The organism is Agromyces subbeticus DSM 16689 (genome assembly GCF_000421565.1).
In the GTDB taxonomy this organism is placed as follows: Bacteria; Actinomycetota; Actinomycetes; order Actinomycetales; family Microbacteriaceae; genus Agromyces; species Agromyces subbeticus.
In genome coordinates, this window is record NZ_ATXG01000004.1 from 138,234 (window position 1) to 151,319 (window position 13,086).

At 69.5% G+C, this 13,086-nt stretch carries 14 protein-coding genes; 4 read left to right on the plus strand and 10 right to left on the minus strand.

What is annotated here, in order from left to right; all coding sequences use genetic code 11:
• Positions 1–31: 31 nt before the first annotated feature.
• The 5 genes from paaE to paaA form a co-directional block, all read right to left on the minus strand.
• Positions 32–1,324: a 1,2-phenylacetyl-CoA epoxidase subunit PaaE gene (gene paaE, locus H521_RS0108575; protein ID WP_022892612.1), complete on the minus strand. Its 1,293-nt coding sequence runs from the start codon at positions 1,322–1,324 to the stop codon at positions 32–34.
• Positions 1,324–1,824 carry a 1,2-phenylacetyl-CoA epoxidase subunit PaaD gene (gene paaD, locus H521_RS0108580; RefSeq protein WP_022892613.1) on the minus strand — a complete coding sequence of 167 codons (501 nt, stop codon included), beginning with the start codon at positions 1,822–1,824 and terminating at the stop codon, positions 1,324–1,326. The genes paaE and paaD overlap by 1 nt, the downstream gene beginning before the upstream one ends.
• A 119-nt stretch (positions 1,825–1,943) precedes the next feature.
• On the minus strand, positions 1,944–2,804 hold the full coding sequence (gene paaC, locus H521_RS0108585) for a 1,2-phenylacetyl-CoA epoxidase subunit PaaC (protein WP_022892614.1): 861 nt from the start codon (positions 2,802–2,804) through the stop codon (positions 1,944–1,946).
• Positions 2,801–3,106, minus strand: coding sequence for a 1,2-phenylacetyl-CoA epoxidase subunit PaaB (paaB, locus tag H521_RS0108590; RefSeq protein ID WP_026482085.1), 306 nt, complete (start codon positions 3,104–3,106; stop codon positions 2,801–2,803). The genes paaC and paaB overlap by 4 nt, the downstream gene beginning before the upstream one ends.
• Before the next feature lie 55 nt (positions 3,107–3,161).
• Positions 3,162–4,136, minus strand: a complete 975-nt coding sequence (paaA, locus tag H521_RS0108595) for a 1,2-phenylacetyl-CoA epoxidase subunit PaaA (protein ID WP_026482086.1) — start codon at positions 4,134–4,136, stop codon at positions 3,162–3,164.
• 150 nt (positions 4,137–4,286) lie between these two features.
• Between paaA and paaI the strand changes: the two genes are divergently transcribed.
• The 4 genes from paaI (at position 4,287) to H521_RS0108615 (ending at position 7,319) form a co-directional block, all read left to right on the plus strand.
• Positions 4,287–4,730 carry a hydroxyphenylacetyl-CoA thioesterase PaaI gene (paaI, locus tag H521_RS0108600; RefSeq protein ID WP_022892617.1) on the plus strand — a complete coding sequence of 148 codons (444 nt, stop codon included), beginning with the start codon at positions 4,287–4,289 and terminating at the stop codon, positions 4,728–4,730.
• A gap of 164 nt (positions 4,731–4,894) precedes the next feature.
• A complete protein-coding gene (gene paaK, locus H521_RS0108605) occupies positions 4,895–6,160 on the plus strand; it encodes a phenylacetate--CoA ligase PaaK (RefSeq protein WP_022892618.1) in 1,266 nt (421 codons plus the stop codon).
• Between the two features lie 101 nt (positions 6,161–6,261).
• Positions 6,262–6,891, plus strand: coding sequence for a TetR/AcrR family transcriptional regulator (locus H521_RS22375; RefSeq protein WP_156891323.1), 630 nt, complete (start codon positions 6,262–6,264; stop codon positions 6,889–6,891).
• Between the two features lie 50 nt (positions 6,892–6,941).
• A complete protein-coding gene (locus H521_RS0108615) occupies positions 6,942–7,319 on the plus strand; it encodes a SpoIIAA family protein (RefSeq protein WP_022892620.1) in 378 nt (125 codons plus the stop codon).
• A gap of 31 nt (positions 7,320–7,350) precedes the next feature.
• On the opposite strand, the gene H521_RS0108620 is transcribed toward H521_RS0108615, so the two are convergent.
• The 5 genes from H521_RS0108620 to H521_RS0108640 form a co-directional block, all read right to left on the minus strand.
• On the minus strand, positions 7,351–8,115 hold the full coding sequence (locus H521_RS0108620; RefSeq protein WP_022892621.1) for an ABC transporter permease: 765 nt from the start codon (positions 8,113–8,115) through the stop codon (positions 7,351–7,353).
• The gene (locus tag H521_RS0108625) at positions 8,112–8,870 is read right to left on the minus strand and encodes an ABC transporter ATP-binding protein (protein ID WP_022892622.1); all 759 of its coding nucleotides are present in this window, start codon (positions 8,868–8,870) and stop codon (positions 8,112–8,114) included. The genes H521_RS0108620 and H521_RS0108625 overlap by 4 nt, the downstream gene beginning before the upstream one ends.
• Entirely contained in the window at positions 8,867–9,448 is a 582-nt protein-coding gene (locus H521_RS22380; protein WP_022892623.1) for a TetR family transcriptional regulator, read from the minus strand. The genes H521_RS0108625 and H521_RS22380 overlap by 4 nt, the downstream gene beginning before the upstream one ends.
• A 54-nt stretch (positions 9,449–9,502) precedes the next feature.
• The gene (locus H521_RS0108635; protein ID WP_022892624.1) at positions 9,503–9,712 is read right to left on the minus strand and encodes a hypothetical protein; all 210 of its coding nucleotides are present in this window, start codon (positions 9,710–9,712) and stop codon (positions 9,503–9,505) included.
• 205 nt (positions 9,713–9,917) lie between these two features.
• Positions 9,918–13,049 (minus strand): DUF5979 domain-containing protein, encoded by a 3,132-nt coding sequence (locus tag H521_RS0108640; RefSeq protein WP_022892625.1) that lies wholly within the window; start codon positions 13,047–13,049, stop codon positions 9,918–9,920.
• Positions 13,050–13,086 lie beyond the last annotated feature (37 nt).

Below are 13,086 nucleotides of genomic sequence, written 5' to 3' on the forward strand. Positions count from 1 at the left end.
TCTTCCTCGACCCGTTCGCAGGGTACCGGCGTCACACGTCGTAGTCGACGACGACTCGGTCGGACTTCGGATGCGACTGGCACGTGAGCACGTAGCCGCGTTCGAGCTCGTCGGGCTCGAGGGCGTAGTTCTCGGTCATCGCGACATCGCCCGTGATGAGGCGGGCGCGGCAGGTGCCGCACACGCCGCCGGCGCACGCGAACGGCACGTCGGGGCGCACCCGCAGCGCCGCGTTGAGAATGGACTCGTTCGCGCTCACCGGGCTCTCGACCGTCGACGACTGCCCGTCGAGCGTGAACTCGATCGCAACAGTCGGCTCGCCGCGCTCGACGACGACGGGGCGACCGCGCTCGCCCTCGACGCGGTCGGCGGTGTCGGTCGTGAAGAGCTCGTAGCGCACGTGCTTGACGGGCACGGATGCCGCGGCGAGCGTGTCGCGCGCGAGCTGCACGAGCTCGAACGGGCCGCACAGGAACCACTCGTCGACCGTCGCGGGCGGGATCAGCACCTCGAGCATGCGCTCGAGCTTCTCGGCGTCGATGCGCCCCGAGAGCAGCGGCGCCGTGCGCTGCTCTCGCGAGAGCACGTGGTGCAGCGCGAGCCTCGCCGGGTAGCGGTCTTTGAGCTCGGCGAGCTCTTCGAGGAACATCACGTCGCGCGTCGAGCGGTTCGTGTAGACGAGCGTGAAGCGCGCCGACGCCGAGCGGGCGAGCACCGTGTGCGCGAGCGCCATGAGCGGCGTGATGCCCGATCCGGCGGCGATGCCGACGAGGTGCTTGCCGTCGAGGTCGTCGAGGGTCGAGGTGAACGTGCCCTCTGGGCTCATCACGTCGAGGGTGTCGCCCGCCTTCAGTTCGGAGTTCGCCCACGTCGAGAACCGCCCGCCGAGGTCGCGCTTGATCGCGACCGAGATGCTGCCCCCCATTCCGGCAGATGGGCGCTGTGGCGGCCGGCAGATCGAGTAGCTGCGGCGCAGCTCCTTGCCGTCGAGGGTGGCCCGGATCGCGACGTACTGGCCGGGCAGGTAGCTGTAGTCGTCGGCGAGCTCGTCGGGCACCTCGAACGTGACCTCGACGGCGTCGTCGGTGAGCGGGCGCACCTCGGCGACCGTGAGCGGGTGGAACCGCGCGCGACGTCGCTTCGCCACGTGCTCGCCGCCGACGGCGCTCTGCAGGAACGCACCGGCGACGGATGCCGCGCCGGCGAGGTCACTCGTCGGTCGAGTAGCGCCCGACGCAGGAGGACGCGTATCGAGACCCGAGGTCTCGATACGCTCGCTGGCGCTCGCTACTCGACCAACCGAGCCGAGGTTCTTGGCGGCCATCAGAGCACCTTGAAGTAGTCGAAGGGCTCGAGACAGTCGCGGCACTCGTAGAGCGCCTTGCACGAGGTCGATCCGAATCGGGCGAGCTCGCGGGTGTCGAGCGAGTCGCAGCGCGGGCACTTCACCGCGAGCTGCACCCGAACCGGGCCCGATCCGCGCACGGCGGCGTGCCCGGTCGGCGCCTGGATGCCGTAGCGACGCAGCTTCTCTTTGCCGGCCTCGCTCATCCAGTCGGTCGTCCACGCCGGGGCGAGCACGAGGTCGACGCGCACCTCGTCGTAGCCGGCATGCGTGAGCGCGAGCAGCACGTCGTCGCGCATGGCGTCGAGCGCAGGGCATCCGCTGTACGTGGGGGTCAATTGCACGCGCACGGCACCGTCGTCGCCGACCTCGACCGCGCGCAGCACGCCGAGGTCTTCGATCGTGAGCACGGGGATCTCGGGGTCGGTCACGGTCGCGGCGACGTGCCACGCGCGCGCAGCCGCGGGATCGGTCGGCACCGGCCGGGCGACCTGTTCCGCCGGTCGAGTAGCGACCGACGAAGGAGGACGCGTATCGAGGCCACCTGCGAGGGTCTCGATACGCTCGCTGGCGCTCGCTACTCGACCGGCGGTGGCGGTCACCACGACGCCCCCGGGTGCGCGCGGGCGAGCACCTGCATCTCGGCGAGCAGCGGCCCCAGGTGCTCGGTGTGCCGGCCCTCGCGTCCGCCGCCCGCGGCGATGAACGCGGTGCGGCCGCTCGGCAGCTCGAGCTCCGCCTCGGCGAGCACGGCATCAATGACGGCGTCGAACGGCTCGCGCAGCGTCGACGGCAGCACCGCGACATCGTCGGCCGTCAACCGCTCGACGAGCTCGTCATCATGGAACAGCTCGTCGACGTACGGCCAGGTGTCGGTGATCGCGGCGATCATGCGGCGGCGCGACTCGTCGGTGCCGCCGGCGAGCCGCAGCACCCACTGGGTCGCGTGGTCGCGGTGGTAGTCGACCTCTTTCAGCGACTTCGCGGCGATCGCCGCGAGCGTCGCATCCGTCGAGTCCGCGAGTCGGGCATACAGCTCGACGAGGTACACGGATGCCGCGAGCTGACGTGTGATCGTGTGGGCGAAGTCGCCGTTCGGCTGCTCGAAGAGCCAGGCGTTCCGCCACTCGGGCTCGTCGCGCCAGTAGGCGAGGTCGTCTTCGCTGCGGCCGGTCGCGGTGCCCGCGTAGTGCAGCAGCGAGCGGGCGTGCCCGATGAGGTCGAGGGCGATGTTGCCGAGCGCGACGTCTTCTTCGAGCTCAGGGGCGCGGGCGATCCACATGCCGAGCTGCTGGGCGAGCACGAGGGCGTCGTCGCCGAGGCGCAGGGCGTACTCCGCGGCATCCGCCGTTGCGACCTGCCCTTCACCGCCCGCCTGCGCACCGGTGAACTCCTCGGCGAGCTTCAGCTCGTCGACGGAGACGTGACCGTGCGCGTGCTCGTCGCCGTGTCCGCTCACAGGTGCTTCACCCCTTCGCTCTTCGTGTAGTAGACCGCGTGGCGGTAGTTCTTGCCGGCCGGGCTCTCGAAGAAGGCGCCCTTCGCGTCGGGGTCGCTCGTGGTGATCGCCTCTGCCGGAACGACCCAGATCGAGATGCCTTCGCCACGGCGGGTGTAGAGGTCGCGGGCGTTGCGCACGGCCATGTCTGGGTCGGGCGCGTGCAGCGAACCGACGTGCACGTGCGAGAGCCCGCGGTTGGCGCGCACGAAGACCTCCCACAGGGGCCACGCCTCGGTGCCGGTCTCGCCGGGTGTGCTCATCGTCGTCTCCTCAGGGTCTCGATACGCTCGCTGGCGCTCGCTACTCGACCGGCGGTCATGCTGCCGCACTCCGCTCGGCCTGCTTGCGGGCGTACTCGGCGGCGGCTTCGCGCACCCAGGCGCCGTCTTCGTGCGCCTCGCGACGACGGCGCAGGCGCTCGGCGTTCGCGGGGCCTCGCCCGGCGAGCACCTCGTTGAACTCGGTCCAGTCGATCTCGCTCATGTCGTACTGCCCGGTCTCCTCATCGAACCGCAGCTCGGGGTCGGGCAGCGTCACGCCGAGCACCTCGGCCTGCGGCACGAGCATGCCGACGAAGCGCTGGCGCAGCTCATCGTTCGAGAAGCGCTTGATGTTCCACGCCATCGATTGCGCCGAGTTCGGCGACTCGTCGTCGGGTGGCCCGAACATCATGAGCGACGGCCAGTACCAGCGGTTCACGGCGTCTTGCGCCATCTCGCGCTGCGCCTCGGTGCCCTGCATGAGCTCGAGCAGGATCTCGAAGCCCTGCCGCTGGTGGAACGACTCCTCTTTGCAGATGCGCACCATCGCGCGGCCGTAGGGGCCGTAGGACGCACGGCACAGCGGCACCTGGTTGCAGATCGCGGCGCCGTCGACGAGCCAGCCGATGGCGCCCATGTCGGCCCAGGTCGGCGTGGGGTAGTTGAAGATCGAGGAGTACCGGGCGCGGCCCTCGATGAGCTGCAGCATCATCTCTTCGCGCGTGATGCCGAGCGTCTGCGCTGCCGAGTAGAGGTAGAGGCCGTGGCCCGCCTCGTCTTGCACCTTGGCCATGAGAATGGCCTTGCGCTTCAGGCTCGGCGCGCGCGTGATCCAGTTCGACTCGGGCTGCATGCCGATGATCTCGGAGTGCGCGTGCTGCGAGATCTGGCGAATGAGCGTCTTGCGATACGCGTCGGGCATCCAGTCGCGCGGCTCGATGCGCGAGTCCTTGGCGATGAGGTCGTCGAACTGCACCTCCTCAGGGGAGAGTTCTCGTTCGACCACGCTGAGGTCAGCGGGAGAGGTCATCGTCGACTCCTGTGTGTTGTGCGGCTTGCGCCGGGTCTGCGGGCGCTCGTGGCATCCGACATTACTAACCGATCGTTCAGTTAGTATATAGTCAAGTCGTGCGCCGCAGCAACGGCGTGCCGATCGCATGAACTCGATGAGGAGCTGCAGATGCCGGATGCCCCGACGACGACCTCGACGGCCGATTCGGCGCCGAACCGCGCCATGATGCAGCGAGACGCCGCCTCCGCCGCCCTCGGCATGGTCGTCGAGCGCGACGAGCCGGGCATCGCGATCGTCTCGATGCGGGTGCGCGACGACATGACCAACGGGTTCCACATCACCCACGGCGGGCTCGTCTTCACGCTCGCAGACACCGCCTTCGCGATCGCCTGCAACGAAGACGACACCGTCACCGTCGCGGCGGGCGCCGACATCACCTTTCTGAAGTCGACCGTCGCCGGGCAGACGCTCACCGCGACCGCGGTGCGCCGCACCCGAAGCGGCCGTACCGGACTCTACGACGTCTCGGTCGTCGACGAGGGCGGCGAACCCGTCGCCGAGTTCCGCGGCCGCTCGATCTCCACCAATCGCAGCCACCCGTCAGTCGAGTAGCGGAGCGTATCGAGACCACTACGAACTCGAGGGTCTCGATACGCGCTTCGCGCTACTCGACCGACGACCGAATCCAGGAGCACCACGTGTCGACGACGACCACCTCCCCCACCGTTTCAGGCCTCTCCCCCGCGGCCCCTGACGAGCTCGACCCCGAAGAGCGGATGTCGCGCGCCGAGATCGAGGCGCTGCAGCTCGAGCGACTGCAGCAGACCGTGCAGCATGCCTACGAGCACGTGCCGCTCTACACGAAGAAGTTCGACGAGGCGGGCGTGCATCCCAGCGACATCCGCTCGCTGTCGGATGTCGCGAAGCTGCCCTTCACCACGAAGGCCGATCTTCGCGAGACCTACCCGTTCGGCATGTTCGCCGTGCCGATGGAGCAGGTCGCCCGCATCCACGCCTCATCGGGCACCACCGGGCGGCCGACGGTCGTGGGCTACACGACCGGCGACCTCGATCGCTGGGCGACGCTCGTCGCTCGATCGCTGCGGGCCAGCGGCATCCGCCCCGGCATGAAGGTGCACAACGCCTACGGCTACGGCCTCTTCACCGGCGGTCTCGGCGCGCACGCGGGCATCGAGAAGCTCGGGGCCACGGTCATCCCGATGTCTGGTGGCCAGACCGCGCGCCAGGTGCAGCTCATCGTCGACTTCGAGCCCGACGCCATTCTCTGCACGCCGAGCTACCTGCTGACGATCGCCGACTGCATGGTCGAGCAGGGCATCGACCCGCGCTCGACCAGTCTCAAGGTCGCGGTGCTCGGCGCCGAGCCGTGGACCAATGAGATGCGCCACGAGCTCGAACAGCGCCTCGGCATCGACGCGCTCGACATCTACGGGCTCAGCGAGGTCATGGGCCCGGGCGTCGGCAACGAGTGCCTCGAGTCGAAAGACGGGCCGCACATCTGGGAAGACCACTTCCTGCCCGAGATCATCGACGGCGAGACCGGCGCGCAGTTGGCCGACGGCGAGATGGGCGAACTCGTCTTCACCTCGCTCACGAAAGAGGCGTTCCCCGTCATCCGCTACCGCACGCGCGACCTCACGCGGCTGCTGCCGGGCACCGCGCGACCCGGCATGCGGCGCATCGAGAAGATCACGGGTCGCAACGACGACATGATCATCCTGCGCGGGGTGAACCTCTTCCCGACGCAGATCGAGGAGATCGTGCTCGGCATCGAACAGCTCACGCCGCACTTCATCCTCGAGCTCCGCCGCACCGGCACGATGGACGACCTGACCGTGCGCATCGAGCGGCACCCCGATCTCGACGTCGAGGTCTGCCAGGCCGCCACGGTCGTGCTCGCCAAGCGCATCAAGGAGGGCATCGGGTCATCCGTCGCCGTGCAGCTCGAAGAGCCGGGCGCGCTGCCCCGCAGCGAGGGCAAGTACCAGCGCGTCTACGACCTGCGTTCGTCGGCGCGTTGAGCGGAACGCCGAGATGACGCGAATCGACGCACCATGGCGTGCGGAACGTCGATTCGCGTCACTTCGCGGCTGCGCAGGTCGAGGATGCGAAGATGAGGGCGATGTCTGACAACGGATCACTTCGACGAGGCCGCCCCGGCTACGACCAGCAGGGCATTCTCGAGGTCGCCGTCGCCGCCTTCAACCAGTATGGCTACGACGCGACCTCCATGGGCGTGCTCGCCGACCGCCTGGGGCTGTCGAAGTCGGCGATCTACCACCACTTCGCCTCGAAAGACGAGATCCTCGAACGCGCCCTCGACGATGCGCTGAGCGCCCTCGAGGGCGTGCTGAACGAAGCGGATGCCGCGGGCGGCCGCGCCGCCGACCGGGTCGACCAGGTGCTGCGCGGCGCCGTGCACGTGCTCGTCTCGAAGCTCGCGAACGTCACCCTGCTGTTGCGCGTGCGCGGCAACACCGAGGTCGAGCGCCGCGCCCTCGCCCGCCGCCGCGCGTTCGACAAGGCCGTCACCGCCCTCGTCGAAGAGGCGCAGGCCGAGGGCACCCTGCGCTCCGACATCGATGCGAGCGTCGTCTCGCGCCTGCTGTTCGGCATGATCAACTCGATCGTCGAGTGGTATCGCCCCGGCGGTCGCGAAGACGCCGACAAGCTCGCCGACGACGTCATCGCGGTCGCGCTCGACGGGCTGCGCATGCCCACGGCGAACCGCGTCGAGGAATTGCTCGGCTGAACTCGGCGCCGCGGCGATGACGAAGCGGCCCGCGATGAAGGGGGAACGGCATGATCGAACCGCTCGTAGACCTGCCCGACGGCGTGATCGGCTTTCGAGCAATCGGCACGATCGACGCGGCCGACTACCGCGACGTGCTCGTTCCCGCGATCGACGCCGTGCTCGCCGAGCATGAGCACGTGAATGTCGTTGCCGTGCTGGGCGACGACTTCGACCACCTCTCGGTCGGCGCCATGTGGCAGGACGCGAAGCTCGTCGGCCTGCCGCTCTCGAGCTGGGGCCGTGCGGCGATCGTGACCGACCACGACGTGCTCGCCGGCGTCGCGACGGCCTTCGGCGGGCTCGTGCCGGGCGGCTTCCGGGTGTTCCCGCTCGACCAGGAGCGCGCGGCGATCAACTGGGCAGCGGAGTACCCGCCGGCCGAATAGGGCCGACAGCGACCGAGCTCGAGGACCGAGCTCAACGATCGAGCTGCAGGCGCGACCAGGCCAGCGCGCAGAGCGCACCGAACACGAGTGGCACGCTCGGCACGATGGCGAGGCTCGCCGCCGGCACGGCGCCGGGGTCGATCGCCCAGAGCGCCGGCGCCACGACTGGCACCCACGCGCCGACGCCGATCACCGCCATCACCTGGGCCAGCACCAGCAGCACCACCGTCGCCGCGATGCCGGGGAGCAGCCCCCTGCCGAGGGTGGCGACCCACGCTGCGGGAACCGCGATGAGCGCGGTGAGCACGACGAGCACCGGAATGCGCACGAGCTCGACGGTGCCGGCCGCATCGGTCGCGCCGTAGCCGAACGCCAGCCCGAGCACTGCGACGATGGTGGTCAGCAGCACCGCGACGCCGACGGCCCACGCGAGGAAGACCGTGAGCTTCGCGAGCGCGATGGTCGAGCGACGAACCGGCAGCGCGAAGAGGCCGCCGACCGTGCCGTCGGCGAACTCGCGGCCGAACAGCCAACTGAGCGCCACACCGAATGCGAGCAACCCGCCGGCGGACGTGATCTGCGCGACCACTCCGACGAGCCCTGCCCAGCCGCCCGCTCGGGCGAGCGGCCCGAGCTTGGCGAGCAATTGCTCGTCGCCGGATGCCACTCCGAACAGCATGCCGCTCGCGAGCGCGGCGACACCGGCCACGAGGATCACCGTGATCGAGAGCATCACTCGCGACGCGCGCGCCTTGCCCGCCTCGACCGCCACCGCCGTGCCGAAGAGCGCGCTCATGCGGCATCCCGCTCGCGGTCGTCGGCGTGCAGCATCGTGAAGAACGCCCGCTCGAGGTCGATGCCGGCCGGGTCGAGCGCCCCCACCACACGGCCTGCGTTGATGACGGTGATGCGGTCGGCGATGCGCGCGACCTCGTCGAGGTGGTGACTCGAGACGAGGATGCCAGCGCCCGCCCCGGCGCGACGGAGCAGCGACTCGCGCAGCAGGATCACCCCCGACGGGTCGAGCGCATTCGTCGGCTCGTCGAGCATGATGAGCGTCGGATCGTGCTGCAGCGCCGCGGCGAGGCCGATGCGCTGACGATTGCCGAGCGAGAGCCGACTCGCCCGCACGCTCGCATACCGGGCGAGGTCGAACTCGGCGATCGCCCGGTCGACGAGGTCGCCGGCAGCGCGGCGGTCGATGCCGTGCAGGCGGGCGGCGACGATGAGGTTCGACCTCCCATCGAGCTCGGCGTAGGCGAGCGGATGCTCCACCAGCTGCCCGACGCGAGCCCACAGCGACGCCGGGGCATCCGCGATCTCGACGCCGTCGATGCGCACAGTGCCCGATTGCGGGCGGAGCATGCCGAGCGCGAGGCGCATGAGCGTCGTCTTGCCGGCGCCGTTGAGGCCGACGATCGCATGGATCTCGCCCGGCGCGACGGCGAGGTCGACGTCGTGCACGCCGGCCCCGCCGGGGAACTCGCGAACGAGTCGTCGCGCATCCAGCCGCGGTGCGACCGGAGCGACCGACGCGGCCGACGCCGTCATCGCCGAACCACGATCACGTCGAGGGCGTCTTCGATCGCGTCGGCGAGCGAGGCGTCTTCACCCTCGGCCCACGAGTACAGCCCCGCGACGAGGGCGGCGAGCACGGATGCCGCGGCCACCCGTGCCACCCCGGGCGTCGCGCCGTCGGCCACCAGTTGCTCGACGATCGCTCGTTCGGTGTTGCCCGTCGACCGCCACATCGCGCCGCGCAGCGCCGGCGTCTGGGCGATGATGCGCACCCGCCGCCGGATCATGGGCGCCTCGGGCTCGGGCAGCGCACGCCAGGCGGCGCGCACTCCGCTCGCGGCCCGAAGGAACGGTGGATCAGCGCGCGGCTGCCCCGCAATGGCGACGATGAGCACCGGGTCGTAGGGGTCGTCGAGCAGCAGGTGCTCCTTCGCAGCGAAGTAGCGGAAGAAGGTCATCTCGGTGACACCGGCCGCCCGCGCGATCTGGCCGACCGTGGTCGCGTCGTACCCCTGCCGTTCGAACAGTTCGAGCCCGGCATCGGCGAGCGCTGCGAGCGTGCGCTGTCGCTTCGTGGTGCGCTCAGGGTCGAGGCGCGGCGTGTCGGTCACGTCTCTAAATGTTAGTCACTAACATTTAGCGCCGCAACCTCCATCGATCGTTCGTCACGCCGTCGCGCAGCAGGCGGCATCGACCGGGTCGACGACCTGGTGACGGGTGCCCCAGCGCGCGGTCGCCCGCCGGGGCCGTCTGGTCGTAGCCGCCGCCGACTCCAACCGGCGCTCGGTGGCGACCCTGCGGCGCTCGAGTGCGGTGGCGAGTCGTTCGTCGTTCGCAGCGACGAGGTGGGGAAAGCTGGATTCTGCGATGTACATGTCGACTCCTGTGTTGATATGACTCGAGATTCCTCCCTAAGGCGGGCACGCGACATCCGCAGATCGCCCTATTCTTCGACGCGGAGCTCATCGGCCCTCTGAGGTGGGGAATGAGCGGATGCCCCGGCCGTCTGAGCCACTGGCGACATGAAGAAGGCCGGGCCGCGCTTCGGGGATGCGCGACCCGGCCTTCAGTCTTCGACCGCTACGCGCGGCGGCGGCGAACCGCGGCCATGAGCAGCAGTGCGGCACCGAGCACGAGCGCGAGCGCCCCGCCCGCCACCGCGGGCATGAGCCCCTCGACGCCCGTCGAGGCTAGGCCCGGGGCGGGATACCGCTCGAGGGTGTTCGTCAGCGTGACCGCGCCGACGGTGCCATCGCCGATCACGACGACGTCATCGCTGAACACGGCGCCGGCCCAACTGGCGCCGTCGACCGCGGCGGGGGCGAGCTCGGTGAGGGTCACCACCGCACCGAACGGAATCGCCTCGCTCGTCATGGCAGCGCCGTCGGCCGACAGCGTGAGGAGGCCGGCACCGCCAGAGAAGCCGTTGCCGGCCGGGTACTCGTAGCGCACGGTGAAGGTCGCATCGCTCGGCAGCATCGAAGCGCCCGAGCCGTCGACCGCCTTGCGCACCGAGAGGAATCCGTCGTTCAGGTGCAGGGTGTTCACGGCGAGCACGTCGGCCTGCTGGCCGTTGCCGATGACGAAGGTGTTCGATTCGCTGAACTCCACCGCATCCCAGGTGCCGCCGACGACGGCTTCCGGCGTCACCTCGCGCACGGTGACGACGGCCCCTGCGGGGATGTCGTCGACCGTCACGGTCGTGCCGTCGGCCGGCACCGCGACCTCGGTCGGCTCGAGCGCGTCGAAGCTCGGGCCGGCGGGGTACTCGTAGGTGAACGTGTACTCACGGTCGGCCCCGACGAGGTACGCGCCGCTGCCCTCCACCTGCTTCTGCAGGCTGAACGCCCCGACGTCACGGGTGATCGTGTTGGTGAGGACGACGTCGACCGTCGTGCCGTCGCCGATCGTCACTGTGTCGGTGGAGAACTCAGGTGTCTCTCCCCAGGTTGCGCCGAGCACGGGCTGCGGAGCGAGTTCCGCGAGCTGCAGCACGGCGCCGTAGGGCAGCGGGCCGCTCGTGGCCGTCGATCCGTCGGCGCCCACGACGAGTTCGCCCTCACCGGCCGCGAAGCCGATGCCGGCCTCGTAGCTGTAGTGGATGGTGAACGCGTCGGTGGCCGGCACGAGCATCGCGCCGGTGCCCTCGAGCGCCTTGCGCGCCGAGAAGTAGCCCGCGTTCAGCGTGAGCTCGTTGTCGAGGTCGATCGTGAGGCGGTTGCCCGCGACGACGGTGAACGTCTTCTGGCTGAACACGGGTTCTGCCCACGTGCCGCCTTCCACTCGCTCGAGCACCTCTTCGAGCGTGACCGTTGCACCGGCGGGCAGGTGCTCGACGACGGCCGGCGCACCGCCAGCAGTGACCTCGACCACGCCGTTGCCGGCTTCGTAGACGCCGCGCTCGGGGTCGGCCGGGTACGACCACTCGACCGTGAAGGTCGGGTCGTCGACGAGTCCGGCGGCGTTGCCGTCGAGGCGCTTGACGATCTCGAAGTCGCCGAAGTCGCGTGCGAGCGTGTTCGTCACGGTGACGTCGACGTCGGGGCTCGAGGCGTCGACGACGATTCGGGCGGGCTCGATCACCGGTGCCTGCCAGCTCGCACCGGGCACGGCGGTCGGCGTGCTCTCGATGAAGTCGACGACCGCCCCGATGGGAAGATTCGGAATCTCGATGCGCTCGCCGTCGAGCGGTAGCTCGACCGAGCCACCGCCCTGCGGGATGCCCTTCCCCGCGTCAGCGGCCCAACGGTAGTTCAGGGTGAAGGTCGTGTCATCGGGGATACGCATGCCGTCGTCGTTCACCACGGTCTTGTGGGCCGAGAGCGAGCCCTTCTGCAGGGTCGCGCGGTTCTGCAGCCGGATCTGCGTGACGGCGCCGAGGTTGCCTTCGGCCGACGAGAAGGTGAGCTCGAGTCGCTCGCTCTCGGTGCCGTCGGGCAGCACGAAGACCGGGTCGGCCCACGTGACGTTCGACGGTTCGACGGGCGTGATCTCGTCGAGCGTGATGGTGGTGCCCTTGAAGAGCTCATCGCTGAGGAACGACTCGCCGGCGCGTAGCGGGATGGTGCGCTGCTCGGTCACGGTTCCGTCGAGCGTCGCCGTGTAGTTCACCGTGAACTGGGGCGTGAGCGACGTGTCGCCCGCGAGCTCCTTCGTCAGCTGGAACCTGCCGAAGTTGCGCCCGACCACGGTGCCCGAGCCCGACACGCGGGTCGCCGTGCCGGTCGTGGTGCCGGGCTCGACGCCCTCGACGCTGTACTTCGCCGTGTTCTGGTAGGTCTTGGCCTTGCCCTCGTCGAGCACCTTCACGGTCCACACGACCTCGTACATCGAGCCGGTGATGCCCTGCTGGCCTTCGGGGGCTCGGGTGCCGAGTCCGCGCACCGAGGTGAAGTCGACGCGAAGGCCATCGGCCGAGACGTTGACCTCCGATGCCGGCTTCGCTGCGAAGACGGGGTTCTGCCGGCCGAGTGAGTCGTAGGCGAGTGAACGGGCCTCGTACACGACGGGGGCGCCGACGAGTTCGAAGGCGCCGAGGTCGAGCTGGTCTTCCACCACGATGTCGCGGCCCGCGGGGATGCCGTCGGCTCCGCCGGGCACGCCCACCCACCACGTGATGGTGTCTTCGAGGTTGCGATACGAACCGCTCTTCGACGCGCCCCAGCCGCCGAACTCGCAGTTCTCGAAGCAGCGGCTCGGGTTCGGGCCGACGGTGACGGTGTCGCTGACGTCGCCGAACTCGAAGACCCGCTCTTCGGTCTCGAGGTTCTCGAGCCACACGTTTACCCGGAAGGTGAATTCGCCTTGCATGTCGAACTCGTGCCCGTCGATGTAGGCGGGGTCGACCGTGCAGGTGATGTTCGAGCTCGAGACGACGCACTCGCCCGCGGCCTCGCCGTCTGGGTCGATCATGGCGAAACGGTCTTCATGGCCGCTGAGCCCGTCGGGCAGGTCGACGGTCACGCTCACCGGGTTCGCGGCCTCGCCCGGCACGCTCCACTTGACGGTGATCTCCTGTTGGCTGCCGTCGTCGAACTCGTCGTGCACGAAGGCGACGTCGTCGATCGAGATCGGCGTGCCTCCGGTTGCATGGGCGGCCGTGCCGATCATGAGCACGTTCGCGGCGACACCGAGCACGAGGCAGATCGCGAACACCAGCAGCGTCTGCAGTCGTCGAGCACGATCTCGGGATGACCCGATCGCGATGTTCATCACTGTTGCTTCCCTTTCTCCACGGACGTCTCACGTG

Excerpts from the sequence above, each read along its gene's own strand:
- paaI (WP_022892617.1), top strand. The coding sequence starts at position 4,287 with ATGCCGGATGCCCCGACGACGACCTCGACGGCCGATTCGGCGCCGAAC.
- paaA (WP_026482086.1), bottom strand. The coding sequence starts at position 4,136 with ATGACCTCTCCCGCTGACCTCAGCGTGGTCGAACGAGAACTCTCCCCT.
- H521_RS0108635 (WP_022892624.1), bottom strand. The coding sequence starts at position 9,712 with ATGTACATCGCAGAATCCAGCTTTCCCCACCTCGTCGCTGCGAACGAC.
- paaE (WP_022892612.1), bottom strand. The coding sequence starts at position 1,324 with ATGGCCGCCAAGAACCTCGGCTCGGTTGGTCGAGTAGCGAGCGCCAGC.
- paaK (WP_022892618.1), top strand. The coding sequence starts at position 4,895 with ATGTCGCGCGCCGAGATCGAGGCGCTGCAGCTCGAGCGACTGCAGCAG.
- paaB (WP_026482085.1), bottom strand. The coding sequence starts at position 3,106 with ATGAGCACACCCGGCGAGACCGGCACCGAGGCGTGGCCCCTGTGGGAG.
- H521_RS0108625 (WP_022892622.1), bottom strand. The coding sequence starts at position 8,870 with ATGACGGCGTCGGCCGCGTCGGTCGCTCCGGTCGCACCGCGGCTGGAT.
- H521_RS22375 (WP_156891323.1), top strand. The coding sequence starts at position 6,262 with ATGTCTGACAACGGATCACTTCGACGAGGCCGCCCCGGCTACGACCAG.
- H521_RS0108640 (WP_022892625.1), bottom strand. The coding sequence starts at position 13,049 with ATGAACATCGCGATCGGGTCATCCCGAGATCGTGCTCGACGACTGCAG.
- H521_RS0108620 (WP_022892621.1), bottom strand. The coding sequence starts at position 8,115 with ATGAGCGCGCTCTTCGGCACGGCGGTGGCGGTCGAGGCGGGCAAGGCG.
- H521_RS0108615 (WP_022892620.1), top strand. The coding sequence starts at position 6,942 with ATGATCGAACCGCTCGTAGACCTGCCCGACGGCGTGATCGGCTTTCGA.